Source organism: Camelimonas sp. ID_303_24, assembly GCF_053543495.1.
This window is the reverse complement of record NZ_JBLLJM010000005.1, coordinates 634,144-650,644: the sequence shown is the minus strand read 5'-3', so window position 1 is coordinate 650,644 and position 16,501 is coordinate 634,144. Positions and strand designations below refer to the sequence as shown.

The 16,501-nt window shown below is 66.5% G+C and carries 12 protein-coding genes; 3 read left to right on the top strand and 9 right to left on the bottom strand.

Translation table 11 applies throughout. The annotated features are described in order from the left end of the window. Window positions 1–66: 66 nt before the first annotated feature. A complete protein-coding gene (gene obgE, locus ACERNI_RS08420) occupies window positions 67–1,101 on the bottom strand; it encodes a GTPase ObgE (RefSeq protein WP_448832808.1) in 1,035 nt (344 codons plus the stop codon). 209 nt (window positions 1,102–1,310) lie between these two features. On the opposite strand from obgE, the gene ACERNI_RS08415 reads away from it, so the two are divergent. Further along, window positions 1,311–2,249: a DMT family transporter gene (locus ACERNI_RS08415; protein ID WP_448832807.1), complete on the top strand. Its 939-nt coding sequence runs from the start codon at window positions 1,311–1,313 to the stop codon at window positions 2,247–2,249. Window positions 2,250–2,339: 90 nt separating this feature from the next. Here ACERNI_RS08415 and ACERNI_RS08410 read toward each other — a convergent pair whose 3' ends face one another. From ACERNI_RS08410 to rplU, 3 genes are all read right to left on the bottom strand, one after another. Further along, window positions 2,340–2,993 carry a GNAT family N-acetyltransferase gene (locus tag ACERNI_RS08410; RefSeq protein ID WP_448832806.1) on the bottom strand — a complete coding sequence of 218 codons (654 nt, stop codon included), beginning with the start codon at window positions 2,991–2,993 and terminating at the stop codon, window positions 2,340–2,342. A gap of 281 nt (window positions 2,994–3,274) precedes the next feature. Next, window positions 3,275–3,559 carry a 50S ribosomal protein L27 gene (rpmA, locus tag ACERNI_RS08405; protein WP_448832805.1) on the bottom strand — a complete coding sequence of 95 codons (285 nt, stop codon included), beginning with the start codon at window positions 3,557–3,559 and terminating at the stop codon, window positions 3,275–3,277. 33 nt (window positions 3,560–3,592) lie between these two features. After that, window positions 3,593–3,898 carry a 50S ribosomal protein L21 gene (gene rplU / locus ACERNI_RS08400; RefSeq protein WP_191319841.1) on the bottom strand — a complete coding sequence of 102 codons (306 nt, stop codon included), beginning with the start codon at window positions 3,896–3,898 and terminating at the stop codon, window positions 3,593–3,595. 378 nt (window positions 3,899–4,276) lie between these two features. Here rplU and ACERNI_RS08395 point away from each other — a divergent pair, with 378 nt between their 5' ends. Then, a complete protein-coding gene (locus tag ACERNI_RS08395; protein WP_448832804.1) occupies window positions 4,277–5,455 on the top strand; it encodes an acetyl-CoA C-acetyltransferase in 1,179 nt (392 codons plus the stop codon). Between the two features lie 151 nt (window positions 5,456–5,606). Here ACERNI_RS08395 and ACERNI_RS08390 read toward each other — a convergent pair whose 3' ends face one another. Next, window positions 5,607–9,143 carry an autotransporter outer membrane beta-barrel domain-containing protein gene (locus tag ACERNI_RS08390; protein WP_448832803.1) on the bottom strand — a complete coding sequence of 1,179 codons (3,537 nt, stop codon included), beginning with the start codon at window positions 9,141–9,143 and terminating at the stop codon, window positions 5,607–5,609. A gap of 1,059 nt (window positions 9,144–10,202) precedes the next feature. On the opposite strand from ACERNI_RS08390, the gene phbB reads away from it, so the two are divergent. Continuing rightward, window positions 10,203–10,931, top strand: coding sequence for an acetoacetyl-CoA reductase (gene phbB, locus ACERNI_RS08385; protein ID WP_448832802.1), 729 nt, complete (start codon window positions 10,203–10,205; stop codon window positions 10,929–10,931). A gap of 204 nt (window positions 10,932–11,135) precedes the next feature. Here phbB and ACERNI_RS08380 read toward each other — a convergent pair whose 3' ends face one another. From ACERNI_RS08380 to ACERNI_RS08365, 4 genes are all read right to left on the bottom strand, one after another. Further along, window positions 11,136–12,089 (bottom strand): TorF family putative porin, encoded by a 954-nt coding sequence (locus ACERNI_RS08380; protein ID WP_448832801.1) that lies wholly within the window; start codon window positions 12,087–12,089, stop codon window positions 11,136–11,138. 422 nt (window positions 12,090–12,511) lie between these two features. Next, a complete protein-coding gene (locus ACERNI_RS08375) occupies window positions 12,512–13,552 on the bottom strand; it encodes a lytic transglycosylase domain-containing protein (protein WP_448832800.1) in 1,041 nt (346 codons plus the stop codon). A 61-nt stretch (window positions 13,553–13,613) separates the two neighbouring features. Then, window positions 13,614–14,855: a L,D-transpeptidase family protein gene (locus ACERNI_RS08370; RefSeq protein ID WP_448832799.1), complete on the bottom strand. Its 1,242-nt coding sequence runs from the start codon at window positions 14,853–14,855 to the stop codon at window positions 13,614–13,616. A 365-nt stretch (window positions 14,856–15,220) separates the two neighbouring features. Next, window positions 15,221–16,171: an acetyl-CoA carboxylase carboxyltransferase subunit alpha gene (locus ACERNI_RS08365; RefSeq protein WP_448832855.1), complete on the bottom strand. Its 951-nt coding sequence runs from the start codon at window positions 16,169–16,171 to the stop codon at window positions 15,221–15,223. Between the last annotated feature and the right edge of the window lie 330 nt (window positions 16,172–16,501).

Genomic DNA, 16,501 nt, shown 5'->3' with positions numbered 1-16,501 from the left:
GCGGCGTCGCCCCGCGCCAGAGCGTCTCGCCGCGTCTCGCCGCGTCTTGCCGTATCTTGCCGCGTCTCAGGGCGTCCAGGCCGGGCGGGGCGCCGCCTCGTCCTCGGCCCGTCGCGAGGAATCGATGACATCGCGCAGGGCGCGCAGCACCAGCTCCACGCCTTCGCCAGAGGCGGCGGAAAGCATCAGCGGCCGTTGCCGGCTGGCGGAGGCCAGATCGGCCAGCCGCTCCGCGCGGGTTTCCTCGTCGAGCGCGTCGATCTTCGACAGCGCAACAACCTGGGGCTTCTCGGCCAGGGCGTTGCTGTAGGCGGCCAGCTCGTCGCGCACCACCTGATAGGCGCCGGCGACGTCCTCCTGGGTTCCGTCCACCAGATGCAGCAGCACCCGGCAGCGCTCCACATGGCCCAGAAAACGGTCGCCGAGACCCAAGCCCTCATGGGCCCCCTCGATCAGGCCAGGAATGTCGGCGAGCACAAATTCGCGACCATCAAGCCCAACGACGCCCAGCCCCGGGTGCAGGGTGGTGAACGGGTAGTCGGCGATCTTCGGCCGGGCGGCCGATACGGCGGCGAGGAAGGTGGATTTGCCGGCGTTGGGCAGGCCGACCAGGCCGGCGTCGGCGATCAGCTTCAGCCGCAGCCAGATCCACGCCTCCTGGCCTTCCAGGCCCGGATTGGCGCGTCGCGGCGCCTGGTTGGTGGAGGTCTTGAAATGGGCGTTGCCGAAGCCGCCGTTGCCGCCGCGCGCCAGACAGATTCTCTGCCCGGTTTCGGTCAGGTCCGCCAGCATGGTCTCGCCGTCCTCGGCGAAAATCTGCGTGCCGGCGGGCACCTTCAGCACCACATCGTCGCCCTTGGCCCCGGCGCGGTTGCGGCCCATGCCGTGCATGCCGGCCCGCGCCTTGAAATGCTGCTGGTAGCGATAGTCGATGAGGGTGTTGAGGTTGTCGACGCATTCCACCCATACGTCGCCGCCGCGGCCGCCGTCGCCGCCGTCGGGCCCGCCGAATTCGATGAATTTCTCACGGCGGAAGGAGACGCATCCCGCGCCGCCATCGCCCGAGCGAATATAGACTTTCGCCTGATCCAGAAACTTCATGGCTTCCCGTAATTGAGTATCGGCCGGACTGCAAACGGCGGCGCCGGAATGCGCGATGTCCGGGCGGCGGCGCCCCCTTCATACCCTGGCCGGGCCTTTTCGCATATCAGCCCCATCTGCAAGGGCATTGCGCTGGCGCTTTGGCCGGATAAGGTCAAAATCCGGGCAATCCGCCCAAAAGCCTTGCATGCGAACCGTCCGGGGGCGGGATGTCCACACAAACCACAGCAGCACCGGCAGGTTCTTCCCCCGTCGCGCCCGCGACCCGGCTTGGCGTCGGCCTGATGGTGACTGGCGTCTTCCTGTTCGCGCTCAACGACGTGCTCGGCAAATGGCTGGTCGGCTCCTATGGCGTCGGGCAGATCCTGATTGTCCGCAGCATTACCTGTCTGCTCATTCTGGCCCCGTTTTACTGGCGGACCGGGTTGGCGCCGCTGCTGCGCGCCCCGCGCCCTGGCCTGCAAATCCTGCGCGGCCTGTTCTCCGCCATGGAGGTGGCGCTGTTCTACACGGCGGTGATCTGGCTTCCGCTGGGCGACGCCGTGACCTTCTACATGGCCGGGCCCATCTATGTGGCGGCGCTGGCCGCGGTGCTGCTGCGCGAGCGCACCGACACGACCGGCTGGCTGGCGATCAGCGCAGGCTTCATTGGCGTGGTCGTGGCGCTGGAGCCGGGCGGGGCGAGCTTCACCTGGCCGGCGCTGATCGCCCTGGCCGGCAGCATGCTGTTCGCCTGCTCGATGATTATCACCCGATACCTGCGCGGCACGCCCGATGTGGTGCTGGTGACCGGCACCATGGTGGGCGCGCTGGTCATCGGCTTCATCATGTTGCCATTCGGCGGCTGGAGAGCGGCGCCTGCCGTCGATCTGGCGCTGATGGCGTGGCTGGGCGTCGTGGCGCTCATCGCCCATGTCTGCGTCAACCGCTCGCTGAAGCTGGCCCCTGCGACGGTGGTGGTTCCCTACCAGTATCTGTTGATCGTGTTCGCCATGGCCCTGGCCTGGCTGGCGTTCGGCGAGCAGCCCCGGGTCACGGCCATGGTGGGTTCGGCGATTATCGTCGTCGCCGGCATCGTGGTGTTCCTGCGCGAGCGACGGCTGAACGGACGCATCGACCCCAACGCGGAAACGCCGCCGCTGCCCTGAGGGCGGTTGCGCCAATGGGCGTCAGGCAAAACAAAGGGCGCCGCCATGCCATGATGGAGGCGCCCCTGCGTTTGGCGTTGCGCCGCTGGTTTACTCAGCCGCTACTGGCAACGGCAGTTCGCTGTCCGCCAGCTCCCGGAACTGTTGCGCATCGCGCTCCAGGGTGGCTTCAGCCGCTTCCCGCCGCCGCTCCATGCGGACAACCGGCAGCATGCCGCCGCGCGCCGGGAACGGCGCCATGCCCGAGCCAGCGGCGGCGAAGCCCAGCTTTTCCAGCACGCGCAGCGAGGCGACGTTGCGGGACAGCACCTCGGCGCTGATCATTTCCGCGTCAGTTTCCCTGAAGCCAAGCTCCAGCATGGCGCCCACCGCCTCGGTGGCGTAGCCGCGCCCCCAGAACGCCGCGCCCAGCCAGTAGCCGATGAACGGATGCTGGCAGTCGGTGCGGCCGGAAAAGCCGGGCGGCTGCAGGGCGACGACGCCGATCAGATCGCGCGGGCGCTTCTTTTCGGTGATCGCCAGGGTCAGGCCATCGCCGCGCGCATTGGCAAGGCGGGAGGCAAAGATGAACTGGCCGGCGGCGCCTTCCGGGTAGGGATGGGGAATGAGCGCCGTCGTTTCCGCTACGGTTTTGCTGCCTGCCAGACGTTCGATCGCCGCCGCGTCCGCCAGACGCGGCCAGCGCAGGGCAAGCCGTTCCGTGGTCAGGGTGAAGCCGTCATCGATGGTCTCGCGCGTAAACATGGTTCCGCTCCGGTGGAACTGACGAATCGCTTCCGCAGGTCTCAGAACAGTGACCCGCAAATGCCGGTGATGAAAAGGTGAGGGGGATTCACAGCGTTGCGAGATGGCAACGCGGAAGCCCCGGGAACAGTTTCAACGTTCGTGCAATTTCCATGCCGGAAAAACACGAAGGGGAGATGGCGCCCCATCTCCCCTTCGCGGAATCTTGCAAAAAAAAGCTGCAAGCTGTGGATCCGCCAGGGTCAGGGACGCCGGCGGAAGCTTGTCTTCAGCTTGCGCCGTTACTCAGCCGCCGCTTTGCCTGCAGCGGCGTCGTTCGCCGGTACGACCGATACGATCGAGCGGCCAAGTTTAATGCCAAAGCGCACCGCGCCTTCGGTGAGGGCGAACAGGGTGTGATCCTTGCCCATGCCGACGTTGGCGCCAGGATGAACCTTGGTGCCGCGCTGACGCACGATGATGTTGCCGGCGACGACGGCTTCGCCGCCGAACTTCTTCACGCCAAGACGGCGACCGTCAGAATCGCGACCGTTACGGGACGAGCCGCCTGCTTTTTTATGAGCCATTTTATGTCTCCGTTATGTGCCGGGGGCCGGTCTTCAGCCGTTGATGCCAGTGATGCGAACCAGGGTGAAGTCCTGGCGATGACCGCGCTTGCGCTTCGAGTTCTGGCGACGGCGCTTCTTGAAAGCGATAACCTTGTCGCCGCGACCGTGGCTGACGATGACGGCGTCGACCGAAGCCTTGGCGGCGTCGGCGCCGATCTTGAAGGCTTCGCCTTCGCCGACCAGCAGCACGTCAAACTTCAGGGCGTCGCCCGGCTCACCAGCCTGGAGCGCGATCGAAATGGTGTCTTCAGCGGCGACGCGATACTGCTTGCCGCCGGCTTTAATGACTGCGAACATCGTTCATTCCCGTGTTCATCCCGGTCTCCGCCGCTGCCTTCAAGGCATTGGCCGACCAGCTTTTTGACAGCCCGTTTCCGGTGCGATGGATGGCTGCGATGCGCGCGTCAACTTTGTTGACGGCGCAAACACAATTGCTCCGCAGGCGGGAAACCCGCGCGGAAGCCGCCTTCTTAATGCCCATCGCGGCGGAATGTCAATGATTGGTTGGAGATGGGATGCGTTTCAGTGATGCTGGCCGGATGCGCCTCTCCAGCGGGCGGGCAGCCATGCTGGCCTTTTGGCCAATTTCAACCGCGCCCGCTCCCGGCGTAGGGTGCGCCGGTCAATTTCTCCCTGGTTTCTCCGCCGCCGGGCGGTGCATGAGGATACGGAACCATGTCTGCTAACGACGTCGTCATTGTCAGCGCCGCGCGCACGCCGGTTGGCTCCTTCAGCGGCTCCTTCGCCGCGGTTCCCGCCCATGAACTGGGCGCGACCGCCATCCAGGCGGCCCTCGCGCGCGCCGGCGTCGCCGCCGCCGACGTGGACGAGGTGATTCTTGGCCAGGTGCTGACCGCCGCCCAGGGGCAGAACCCGGCCCGTCAGGCCGCGATGAAGGCCGGCGTGCCGGTGGAAGCCAGCGCATGGAGCCTCAATCAGGTCTGCGGCTCCGGCCTGCGCGCTGTGGCGCTTGGCATGCAGCAGATCGCCAATGGCGACGCTCAGGTCATTGTCGCCGGCGGCCAGGAGTCCATGTCGCTGTCGCCGCACGCCCATCACCTGCGCGCCGCCACCAAAATGGGCGACGCCAGCTTTATCGACACCATGATCCGCGATGGCCTGTGGGACGCCTTCCATGGCTACCACATGGGCAACACCGCCGAGAACGTCGCCCGCCAGTGGCAGATCTCGCGCGATGAGCAGGACGCTTTCGCCGTGGCCTCGCAGAACAAGGCCGAGGCGGCGAAGAACGCCGGACGTTTCGCTGACGAGATCGCGCCGGTCACGGTGAAGGGCCGCAAGGGCGACGTGGTGGTCGATAGCGACGAGTACATTCGCGAAGGCGCGACCGTCGACGCTATGGCCAAGTTGCGCCCGGCCTTCGTCAAGGACGGCACGGTCACCGCCGGCAATGCCTCCGGCATCAATGACGGCGCCGCCGCCATCGTGCTGATGACCGCCGCCGAGGCGCAGCGCCGGGGGCTGACGCCGCTGGCCCGCATCGCCTCCTGGGCCACCGCTGGCGTTGCGCCCGAAATCATGGGCACGGGGCCGATCCCGGCCTCGCGCAAGGCGCTGGAAAAGGCCGGATGGAAGGCTCAGGATCTCGATCTCGTTGAGGCCAATGAGGCGTTCGCCGCCCAGGCCATCGCCGTCAACCGCGACATGGGCTGGGACCCGTCGATCGTCAACGTCAATGGCGGCGCGATCGCCATCGGCCATCCCATCGGCGCTTCCGGCGCCCGCGTGCTGACCACGCTGCTGCATGAAATGGCGCGCCGCGACGCCCACAAGGGGCTCGCCACTTTGTGCATCGGCGGCGGCATGGGCGTGGCCCTGACCGTGGAGCGCTGATCCAGCGTCTTCCCGGCCAGCGCCTTCCCGGGCAGACAACCGCCCGGGCAGATAACAAGAAGCGCCGCGGCTTCCACCGCGGCGCTTTTGTTCTCGCGACCTGCTTCGCGCTCCTGACATGCGTCAGGTTTCGCGCTTGCCAGGTGAATGCTTACCAGGTGAAGCGGACGCCGGCCTTGCCGCCCCAGCCGTCGCGACGGCCGTCGAAGCTGGTCTGGTAGCTGACAGCGGCGTAGAGCGCTGTCGAGGCGTTGAACTGGGCGGTGATGCCGGCGCTGATGTCGGCCCAGGCGCCCTTCATGTCGGAGCGGAACGGCACATAGCCCAGCTGACTTGTGAAATTGGCTTTCGGGACGCCGGCGAACTCGTTCCACACATTGCCGCGCAGCCAGGCGTTGATCCGCATCTGGCCATTGTCCGTATCCAGCACCCAGGTCTTCGACAGGCGGGCGCCGACGCGGGCGGCGACGGATTGCACGTCGCTGAAGCGCACGTAAGACGCGCCGTCATAGCCGCCATCGAAGTTGATCTTCTGCAGCACGATCTGCGCCTGCGGCTCCAGCACCCAGCCATCGCCAAGGGCAAACGGGTAGCCGGTTTCCAGCGACAGGGCGACGCCGAACCCGCTGGTGGACAGCGGCGAGAGGCGCCCGGAGTTGGCTTTCACGTCGCTGTACCAGGTGCCCTGGGCGACCGCGTCCACATACCAGCCGGTCGCGCCATAATGGGTCCAGTAGGCGCCGACGGTATAGCCGTCGAAGCGCATGTCGCCGGCGCGGATGCCCGTGTAGTGGCGGGCCGAACCGTCGGCGTGGCCGGCCCCAATGTAGATGCCGGCGTGATCGCGGCTGCCGTCCTCGTGCTCCTTGCGATACAGGTCCATGCCGATCTGGAAGGCATAGAAATCCCAGGTGAAGGCAGGGCCCGAGCCGTAAATGCCGCGACCGTCGCCATCATTGTTGCCATGGCTGCCGATCACCCGGCCCCAGACCGCTTTCGACAGGGGCGAGCCGTTGGCGCCGTTCAGCCCGCGCTGCAACTCCTGTTCGCCAACGCGCTCGTGCAGGGTGCCCAGCATGCTCTGGCCGTAGAGCAGGGCCATGGAGGGCAGGGCGGCGTAGAGTGAGGTTTCCTTCCGGTAGTCCGGAATGACCGGGCCGCCGCCCCCGCCACCGCCGCCCCCGCCGCCATTCCCGCCGCCGCCGCCGCCGGAGTTTTGCGCCTGCGAGCGCAGATACCAGGAATCCGGGTCAGTGGCGTCGCGGGAGCCGCGATACAGCGTGTACTGATAGGGACCGGCGACAAGATTGCCGGTGGAGAAGGCGTTGGTCGTTGTCGTGGCGCCGTTGATGGCGCTGACAACCAGAATGCCGTTGCCAGGGGTGGCCGCGCCTGGGCCACCCACATTGGTGATCGCCAGCGTGGTGGAGCCCGTACCCGCGCCGCCATTGATGATCAGCCGGTCGGACGGCGAGCCGTCGCCGCCAAGGTAAGTGTTGAGGGCGATGACGCCGCCAAGGCCGGTGTAGCTGCCCACGGTCAGCGTGTTGCCGATGCCGGCGCCGCCGAGGCGGACCAGGCCAGCATTGCTGAGCTGGCCGCCGATGGTGAAGTTGCCGGTCTGGGCGCCAGAGAAGGCCGACAGGGCGTTGGCGACGGCGATGACGCCATCGTTGCGCACGTTGCCGGCCACGGAGCCGTAGCCGCCGAGCGTCGCGCCCGCCGCCACGTCAATGGCCCCGGCGCCCGCGATGGCCGCGGCCGCGCTGGCGGGGCCGCCCACCGCCAGGGTTCCGGCCAGCACATGGGTTGGGCCGGTCCAGGTGTTGACGTTGCTGAGCAGCGTCATGCCCGCGCCCGCCTGGGTAACCACGCCGGAGCCGGACACCACCCCATCGAACGCATAGGTATTCGACCGGTTGAAGGTGAGCTGGCCGTTGTTGAGCACGTCGCCGACCAGCGAGCCCGTGGCGCCGCCGTTGCCCAGTTGCAGCGCGCCGGCGGCGATGGTGGTTCCGCCGGTCCAGGTGTTGGCTCCGGTGAGGGTCGTGGTTCCGGGGCCTGCCTGGGTGACGGCGCCGGGGCCGGAAATAGCGCCGGCATAGGTCCAGGCGCCGGAGCGGTTGATTGTGAGCTGCGCCTGGTTGTTGACGTCGCCAACCAGCGAGCCGGAAGCGCCGCCATTGCCCAGTTGCAGCGTGCCGGCGGCAATGGTGGTGCCTCCAGCCCAGGTATTATTGCCGGAGAGGATGAGGGTTCCGTCGCCGGACTTGGTCAGGGCGCCGGCGCCAGTGATGGCCTGGCTGATGCCGCCGGTAGCGCCGGCGACCACATCAATGGCGCCATTGCTGGCGGTAACGGTGACGGCGCGGGTGGCCGCCAGATCATAGCTGCTGGTGAAGCGGAATGCGCCGCCGTCGAGCGTCAGCGGGCCGGTCGCGGCGCCAATGGCGCTGTCAGCCGCCGCCGCGACAACGCCGCCGCGAATGATGGTGCCCCCGGCATAGGTGTTGCCCGCCGGAGCGTCGGGGGCCAGCGTCAGCACGCCGCCGCCGGTCTTCTCGACAACGCCGGCGCCGGTGATCTGGCCCACATAGGTCGCGTCGTCGCCGGTTGGCTGGGTGAAGCGCACCACGCCATCATTCTGGATATTGTTGATATTGGCGGCGGGGTCGATCCGCACCGGCATGCTCTGGGCGCGGGCTTCCAGCACGCCGGCGTTCTCGACGAGCACGTTGCCCTGATAATCGGAATTGTCGCCGGTCAGCGTCAGCACGCCCTCGCGCAGGGTGGTGGTGTCGTAGCCGTCAAGGCTGCCGGTCACGGTCCACTGGCCGGCGCCTTCCTTGATCAGGGCCTGGAAGTTGGGGACATGATTGGCGATCTGGTCCTGGGTGCCGGCGGCGCCGTCGAGGAACAGGCTGTTAAAGCCGCCGCCGCCATTAATGGCGCCATTGATGGTCGAGCCGGCATAGATGTGCAGGTCGTCGTTGCCTTCGGTAAAAATGAGATCGCCCTTGATCGTCGCGCCGGTGTGGTTGATCAGGACGATGCCGGTGTCCGGTCCCGGGTTGGTGGAGCCGAACAGGTTGCCGTTGTCGACGCGTATGATCTGGCCGTAATTTTCGACCACATTGCGCACGCCGGTTTGCAGTTCTGGAATGTCCTGGAACCACAGGGGCGCGCTGTCCTGGGTCTGGACCAGGCCGTAATTGGTGATGACATTGCCGGAGCCGTGCACATTGATGGCCTCGGCGTTTTCCTGGTCGCCGGTCTTGATGACCGATGCGCCGGCCTCGATGAGCAGCCGGCCGTTGTTGCCGAATTCGATGGCGTTATTGCCAGTGCCCCACGGGCCGTCGCCATTATTGTCCGCGTGGTCGGTCACCTTGCCGCCGGTGCGGATGGTGATCATGGCGTTATTGCCCAGCGAAATGGCGGGGGTATTGGTGACGCCGACGGTTGCGCCGTTTTCAATCGTGACGGTGCGGTTGTCGTCGCCTGGGCCGGTTCCGATCATGGTCGGGTAAGGATTGACGGCGGCTGAGGTGCAGGTGGTGACGCTGCCGACGGTCGTGCAATCAGCGCGCGCCGCGCTGGCGCCAGCGATGAGCGCCGGCGCGGCGAGCGCGCCTGAAAGCAGGTGCAATGCGGTTGTGGATGTCAGGGTACGTTTCAGCCTGGCCATGAGCCCCCTCCCGGTCTGTCCCGCCTGGGCAGGGCCAGGTGGGGCAGGTGCTTGAGCTCCGACGCAGGCATGACGGGACGCGCGACCAGCCCGCAACTCCCGCAGCGGCGTCATGGGGCGCGACATTTGCCCGGCAATGCAAAGCAGATGCGTCTGAGCACCAGAGCGCGATCCCTCGCTGTGGAGCCGGGTGGCGACTTCACAGTCAGGGGCAATCGCCCTCCAACGATTGGACAGAGACGGATTCCGTATTCATGCTGGATCGCGTAAACGTCCAGTATGAGCCGGGCCGGCTCCAGTGAATCGCCTGAAAGACACCGGAAATACTGATTTTCTTGCCGGAACAGGCTTGCATTGAAGTCTAGCCAGCCGGACAAAATCACAAATTCGGCAAATGAGCTGAATGACGCCTACCTAAAAAGGCGAGCGGCAGGGGCATCCTCCGTGTTCCCGGGCGATGATCTACGTCTTTCGCCAGATCAGGCCAGCATCAGGTCGAAATCAGGCGAGCTCCCAAATGCGATGGGACGACCCGGCGGGTCCGGGTGAAGCCAGGGCGGCGCTGGCGCTTTTCAGGTCACCACTGCGCCAGCATCTTCGTGACCCGCTATCAGGGCAGCGGGAATGGGGCCATGCCACAGTGGCTGTGACGCCCGCGCGCAAGTGGCTGGCTTCTGACCTTCGCGGGGAGGCTTGCGCCAGATGGACGCACACGCGGGATATGGCCGGCTGGCGGGAGCATTCCGGAAGCAACGCGCCTGTTGCGGGCGTGTTTCTGACGTCAAAACCGTCGGATCAGCCAGGCGCCGAGCCTGATAATACTTTCTTCCTAAGACGTATTCCCTGGCGGTGTTCGACTTTCAGACAGTACTCCCGCGGGGCCGACCATCGTATCACGGGGCCAGGGGCGACGAAGCCCGGGGACGTGTTCACTGGCATGGCGGTTCCCGGAGGAAAGTTGGCCCCACCCATGGTGTTTGGAACAGCGCCGCCACGTCGGTCATGACGTGGGCGCTCTGGCCTGCGTTCATGTGGCGCCGGCTGGTCTGGAGAAAATCGATGTCCCGGGTTGCTGTTGTTACTGGCGGTACGCGCGGTATTGGCGCCGCTATTTCGAAGGCTCTTGCAGCGGACGGCTACAAGGTCGCCGCCGTATATGCCGGCAACGACGCGGCGGCCGAGGCGTTTCGCGCGGAGAGCGGCGTCAGCGTCTACAAGTGGGACGTGGGTGACGCTGAGGCCTGCGCCGAAGGACTGGCGCGCGTCGCCGCCGATCTCGGCCCGGTCGACATTCTCGTCAACAACGCCGGCATCACGCGCGACGGCATGTTCCATCGCATGAAGTTCGACCAGTGGCGCGAGGTGATGCGCACCAACCTGGATTCGATGTTCACGATGACCCGTCCGCTGATCGACGGCATGCGTGAGCGCGGCTTTGGCCGCATCATCAATATCTCGTCGATCAATGGTCAGAAGGGCCAGATGGGTCAGGCCAATTATTCGGCGGCGAAGGCTGGCGTCATCGGCTTCACCAAGGCGCTGGCGCAGGAAAACGCCGCCAAGGGCATCACGGTCAACTGCATCTGCCCGGGTTACATCGATACGGACATGGTGGCGGCGGTGCCGGAGGAAGCGCTGAAGAAGATCATCGCCACCATTCCGACCGGCCGACTCGGCAAGGCGGAGGAAGTGGGCGACCTGGTGGCGTTCCTGGCCTCCGACAAGGCCGCCTTCTTCACCGGCGCGGTGCACACGGTCAACGGCGGCCAGTACATCGGCAATGGCTGATGCAAAAACCCGGCGGGCATGGCTCGCCGGGTCTGTTCCTGTCCCGTCAGGCCTTGCCGGGGGGCGGGCCTTGCGGATTGTCGACGCGCCGGCGAACTGGCGCCGGCGTTGTGGTTGTCAGGATTGTCGGGGCGGTTTCCGGGGGGAGGCCGCCCCTTTTCATTGTTGCCCGCGCGCCGGTTGTTTCCGGCGCGCGGTTGTTGTTCAGCGCGCCAGGGCTTCCTGCAGGCCCGACAGGGTGAAGTCGACCGAGACGGTGGCGAGGAAGGTGGCGCCGCACCATGAGGAGCGGCCGCTGCCGGTGGCGAAGCCGCGCGGATCGCTGGTGTTCAGGAAGCAGTCCTGCTTGCTGAGGTTGGTGTCCGAATAGCGCAGGTCCACGGTCAGGTTCTTGTAGTTGTAGGACGCGCCGACATTCCAGGTGGTGTAGCTCTTCAGCTTGACCGCCCCATAGTTCCACGCGGTGCGGCCGAGATCATAATAGCCAAGCTCGCCCGAGAACGAGACCTTGCCCGGGAAGGCGCCGGCGGTCACCGATTCCGGAATCGTGTACTTCAGCGTGCCGTTGACATAGGTGGCCGGCGCGCCGGTTCCCAGCCAGTTCCAGGCGTAATAGACGCCTGCGCCGAGCGTGAAGTCGCCAATGTCGCCAGACACCGCCGCGTGAATTTCCTGGAAGTCCGTGTTCTTCGGCGACAGGATCGCAGGCGCCTCGAACGTCCCGAGATAGCCGGTGTATTCAACCGGCGAATAGGGATTGAACAGGCGGCGCTCCTTCGGATAGCCGTACACCATCCAGCCAATGTCGAAGTTGAGCGGACCGAGCTTCGGGCGGATGCCGACGGCGATGTCGGTCTCCGCCGCCGGGCGCGTCACCAGATCAACCTTGGAATAGAAGGCGTTCACATAGATCAGGTTGTCGAGGAACTGGGCTTCGACATAGGCCTGCGGCACGGGATTGCGGTTGGACTGGGAGATGCCGCGGAACATGTAGTTCGTGGTGAACTTGACGCCGAACGCCAGATCAAACGGCGTGGACTTGGCGGCGGGCGCGGCCGGGGCTGGCGCTGCCGGAGCCGGGGCGTCAGCGGCCAGCGCCGGAGCCGCAATGGCCATGGACAGAGCCGCTGCGGCTGAAAGTACGGAAAGCTGGCGCATGATGGTGCATCCCCTGAACGCATGCAAAAGAATCTTCCCGTGCAGCTTCAGGGGCGAACAGGCGCTGGCGCAACGTCAAGCTTGGTGCAGATTGCCCAACGGTTGTGCAATGGCGGCCTGCATGTAGTCATTTTTGAGTCATCATGGCGGAAAGACGCCTGGATGTGTCCAGATGGACACAATTCCAGATATGGCTGGCGCTGCCCCAAAGGCAACGCGCCAGCGCGGCAAGGCCGCGCAGGGAGGGCGCCAGCGCGTCGTGATGCTTGCCGGGAATCCGGGAGGTTTTGGGGATGCCGCTGCTGCGCCGCCAGGCGGGCGTGGCTCATGTCAGGCAATGGCGCGCCCGTCGCGACCGGACGGTGTCCAGACCCCTGCCAGCCCTTGCCAACTCCGGCCTGTGGCGCGGGGCGCGTCTGGCGTCAGCGGGCGATGATCAGGGCGTTGAAGGACACCTTGCTGGAGATGGACTTCATGCGCGCGTCGGCGGCGCGCCAGTTGTAGCGGCTGCGCCGTCCGCTCGCCACGCGAACGCCGCCCCTGCTGGCGACGCGCACGCTGGCGGGGTCGCCAAAGGTTGCTTTGGGGACCTCGCCGGTCACCTTGTAGCCATTGGCGGCGAGATGGGCGCGCACACGGATGCAATAGTCCACGGACCGATGCGAAAACCGGCTTTCGCCATGGCCCGCCCGGTATTTCATGACGGTGGTGCAGATATCGCCGCCGGAAAGGCGCCACGCCCGCGAGAGGTAGTTCACGCCGTAACGGATATTGGTTTCCGGGGTCGCCAGCTCGGTCAGGGTTCCGCCAAAGCCCAGCATGCGCGCCGTGGACGGCAACACCTGCATCAGGCCGATTTCGCCGACCCCGCCAATGGCGGCGGTGTTGTAATTGCTTTCCACGGTGGCGACGGCGTCGGCCAGCTCCGGCGGCATGCCGGCGGCGCGGGCCGCTTCCATCACCTGGTTTCGCAGCGCTTCGCGGCCGGAGCGCGGCTTCCTGCGCCCGGCGCTGGCGGGCGCGTCGTCAGGTTTCTGGCCCATTGAGGGAATGGGCGGCCCGTAGATGACGGCGGCGTCTTTTGGTCCGGCCTCGCCAGGTCCGGCCTCGCCAAGTCTGACGTCCTTTGGTCTGGCGTCGTTTGGTTCGGCGTTGTTTGATCCGGCGTCCGTGGCTGACGGGCTGGCGTGAACCGGCCCGCCCGCAAACGCCAGAGCACACAGGCCGGCAAAGGCGAGGCGGCGCCACATGGCGCCCTGGGACGCGGAGGAGGAGCGCGGGGCGGGGACCATGCCCGATGATGTGAGGTCGCCAGCGAGCGGTTTCCAGCCCGCCGCGCCGGCAATGGCCGCCGCGTCGTCGCAAGCTGGCGCCAGCCATGATGGCGCGGGGGGCGAAGCTGTCCACCCCCGCCGGAGAGACGCCATCAGATCGGTCAATGCTCCGGGGGGCGGCGTGTCCATGACCAAAGCCCGTTTGTGCGTTGCGCTCCGTGACCTCTGAACTGGTTCCGTAAAGGCTGACTCAGCCGCCCGAGGGCGATGGCGCCTCGGCCGCCTTCACCGGGTCGGCCGCCTGCGCGGGCTTGTCGCCGGAGAGGATGCCGCCAAGCGACAGGGCCTTGCTGAAGACGCCAGCGGACGGCGCTTCGGCGGCTGCATTCAGTGGCTGGGCGGCGGGCGCGGTTGCGGCAACGGCGGTGACGGAGCCGGTGGCCACCGGGTCTGCGGCGGCTGGCGTCGTCGCCGGGCGCGGGGTCATCGCAATGGCGGAGGACGCCGGGGCGCTATCCGGCATCTCGATTTCCTGCGGCGCGCTGGCCAGGGCGTCCGGGCGGCTGATGTTGCCGGCGAAGCGGGTCGGACGGCTGAATGACAGCACCGAGCCGCCTTCGCCGCGGAATGACGGATGCTGGCCGCCATCCTGGTAAACCAGCCGCACCGCCTTGGCTCCTGTGGAGACGAGCTCGGCGATCTTGTGGTCATCGTTGGCGCGCTTTTGCGCCAGCGCCTGGGCGATGGCCGGCTGCTCCGTCGCGCCGCAGCTCGCCGATTGCGAACCGAACACATAGCGCTTGTTGCACACGCCGACGGCCGGGATCTGCTTCGTCACCTCGAAGTAGTCCGAGCCTTCCTTCAGGTTGCGCCAGAAAGCGATATTCGGATCGTTGCGGTAGCGGGCCAGGTTCTGCGGCGTCATCCGGAACGGATAGGACTGGAACTGGAATGAGCGCTGGCCGCCAGCGAACGCCTCGCGGCCGATGGCGTAAATCTCGGCGATCTGTTCGTCGGTCATCGAGAAGCAGCCCGCCGATGAGCAGGCGCCATGCACCATCAGATAACGCCCGGTGCGGCCATAGGCCCGGTCATAGGCATTGGGGAAGCCGGTGTCGAACGACAGGTAGAAGCTGGAGTTCGGGTTCATTTGCGTGGGGGTGATCGTATAGAATCCCTCCGGCGCCTGGCGGTCGCCTTCGCGGATCTTTGGCCCCAGCTGGCCGGACCAGCGGCAGATCGGGTAGGTCTTCAGCAGCGCGTATTCGCCCTTGCTGTCACGCTTCCAGACCTCCAGCTCCGCTTCCTTCTTGTAGGAGCGGATCAGGATCGGCGCGGCCTGGCTCATGCCTTTTTCCTGCATGAGCGCAACGGTTTTTTGGGGAATCGGAGCCCGGGCCCGGGCGCTGCCCGGCCCGCCGCCGTCCTGGCACGCCGCCAGCGCCAGCGCTGCGGCTGCGAACAGGGTGGTGCGGATGACAAGCTTCAACATCTTCCCAGATCCACTCTCAAACGATGTCCAATCGGCCAGTCTGGCGGAATGTCCGATTGGAAATCTTCTGGCGCGCCGCGCCCCGCGGCTTGCAGGGGCAGGGAAAGCCGGCAGGGACTTCCGGCGGTTGTCCCAATCCGGTGTTTGTACCTCCAGGAACCTTACCAGCTCCTTACGCGGGGCTGCGCATAACGCATGTCCCGCGTCGCGACGCCCGGCAATCTGCCCCAGATCGGGACGCCGGCCCGGGCGCTTCTGCGGCGGACATACCCCGCGCCCATGCCCCCCACCAGCCGGATGAGACACTATCAGGCGCCTGTGGGCAATGACTTTTTCCCGCGCGCGGCCTGCGGCGGCTCCGGCGCTTACTTGCGGCCGATCGCCAGGAACTTGTCCTCGCGCGCCTTGCGGATGGCGGCCGGGGTCATGCCGGCGAACTCCTGCAAGGCCGCCGCGACGGCGTTGCCGGCCGAGCGGATCGCCGCCGCAGGGTCGCGGTGGGCTCCGCCGACGGGCTCCGGCACAATGCCGTCGATGATGCCGAATTTCAGCAGATCCTGGGCGGTGATCTTCATGTTGGTGGCGGCGTCCTGCGCCCGGGCGGCGTTGCGCCACAGGATCGAGGCCGAGGCTTCCGGAGAGGCCACCGTATAGATCGCGTGCTCCATCATCAGCACGCGATTGGCGGCGGCGATCGCCACCGCGCCGCCCGAACCGCCTTCACCCACCACCAGGGCCACATTGGCGACGCCAAGGCCAAGCGCTTCCTCGGTAGAGCGGGCGATGGCCTCAGCCTGGCCGCGCTCCTCCGCGCCGATGCCCGGATAGGCGCCGGCCGTATCAACGAAGGAGAGCACCGGCAGGCCGAAACGGTCCGCCATCTCCATCAGGCGCACCGCCTTGCGGTAGCCTTCGGGGCGGGCCATGCCGAAATTGTGGCGCAGGCGGGTTTCGGTGTTCCAGCCCTTTTCCTGGCCGAGCACGCACACGGGCTCGCCGCGGAAGCGGCCGAAGCCGGCAATGAGGGCCTCGTCCTCGCCAAAGGCGCGGTCGCCGGCCAGCGGGGTCATGTCGGTGATCAGGGCGTCGCAATAGTCGCGGAAATGCGGCCGGTTGGGGTGACGCGCCACCATGGTCTTCTGCCATGGGGTCAGCGCGGCGTAGAGATCCGACAGCGTTTTGCTGGCGCGGGCCTGGAGCCGGCTGATTTCCTCATCCAGCGCGACGTTGACGTCGCCTTCCGCCACGACGCGGAGCTCATCGATCTTGGCCTCGATCTCGGCGACTGGTTTTTCAAAATCGAGATAGCTTCGCATGGTTGAGACAGCCGCATCCATTCATCTGGCTTCCGCGTTGGCGCCAGGCCACGCGGAGCGGTGGAAACTCTCCGGTCCGCGCCTGCGCGATGGCAGGCGATCCGTAATCAGGCCAGGCCAGATCACGCACGCGGACGGGGCGACATAGCACGAACTGTCGTTCCCGTCCCATGCGAATGCACGCGCCGGATGCCTGGGTTCCCCGGCCTCCGGCCGTCACGCCAGGCCGCGCAGCATGGAAATGCGCCAAATGGGGCGGAATTCTGTTCCCGCGGGTAATCGTCGTCGCTAAAGATTTGCCGGTCAGAAACTATTCGCATGCGTAATGTG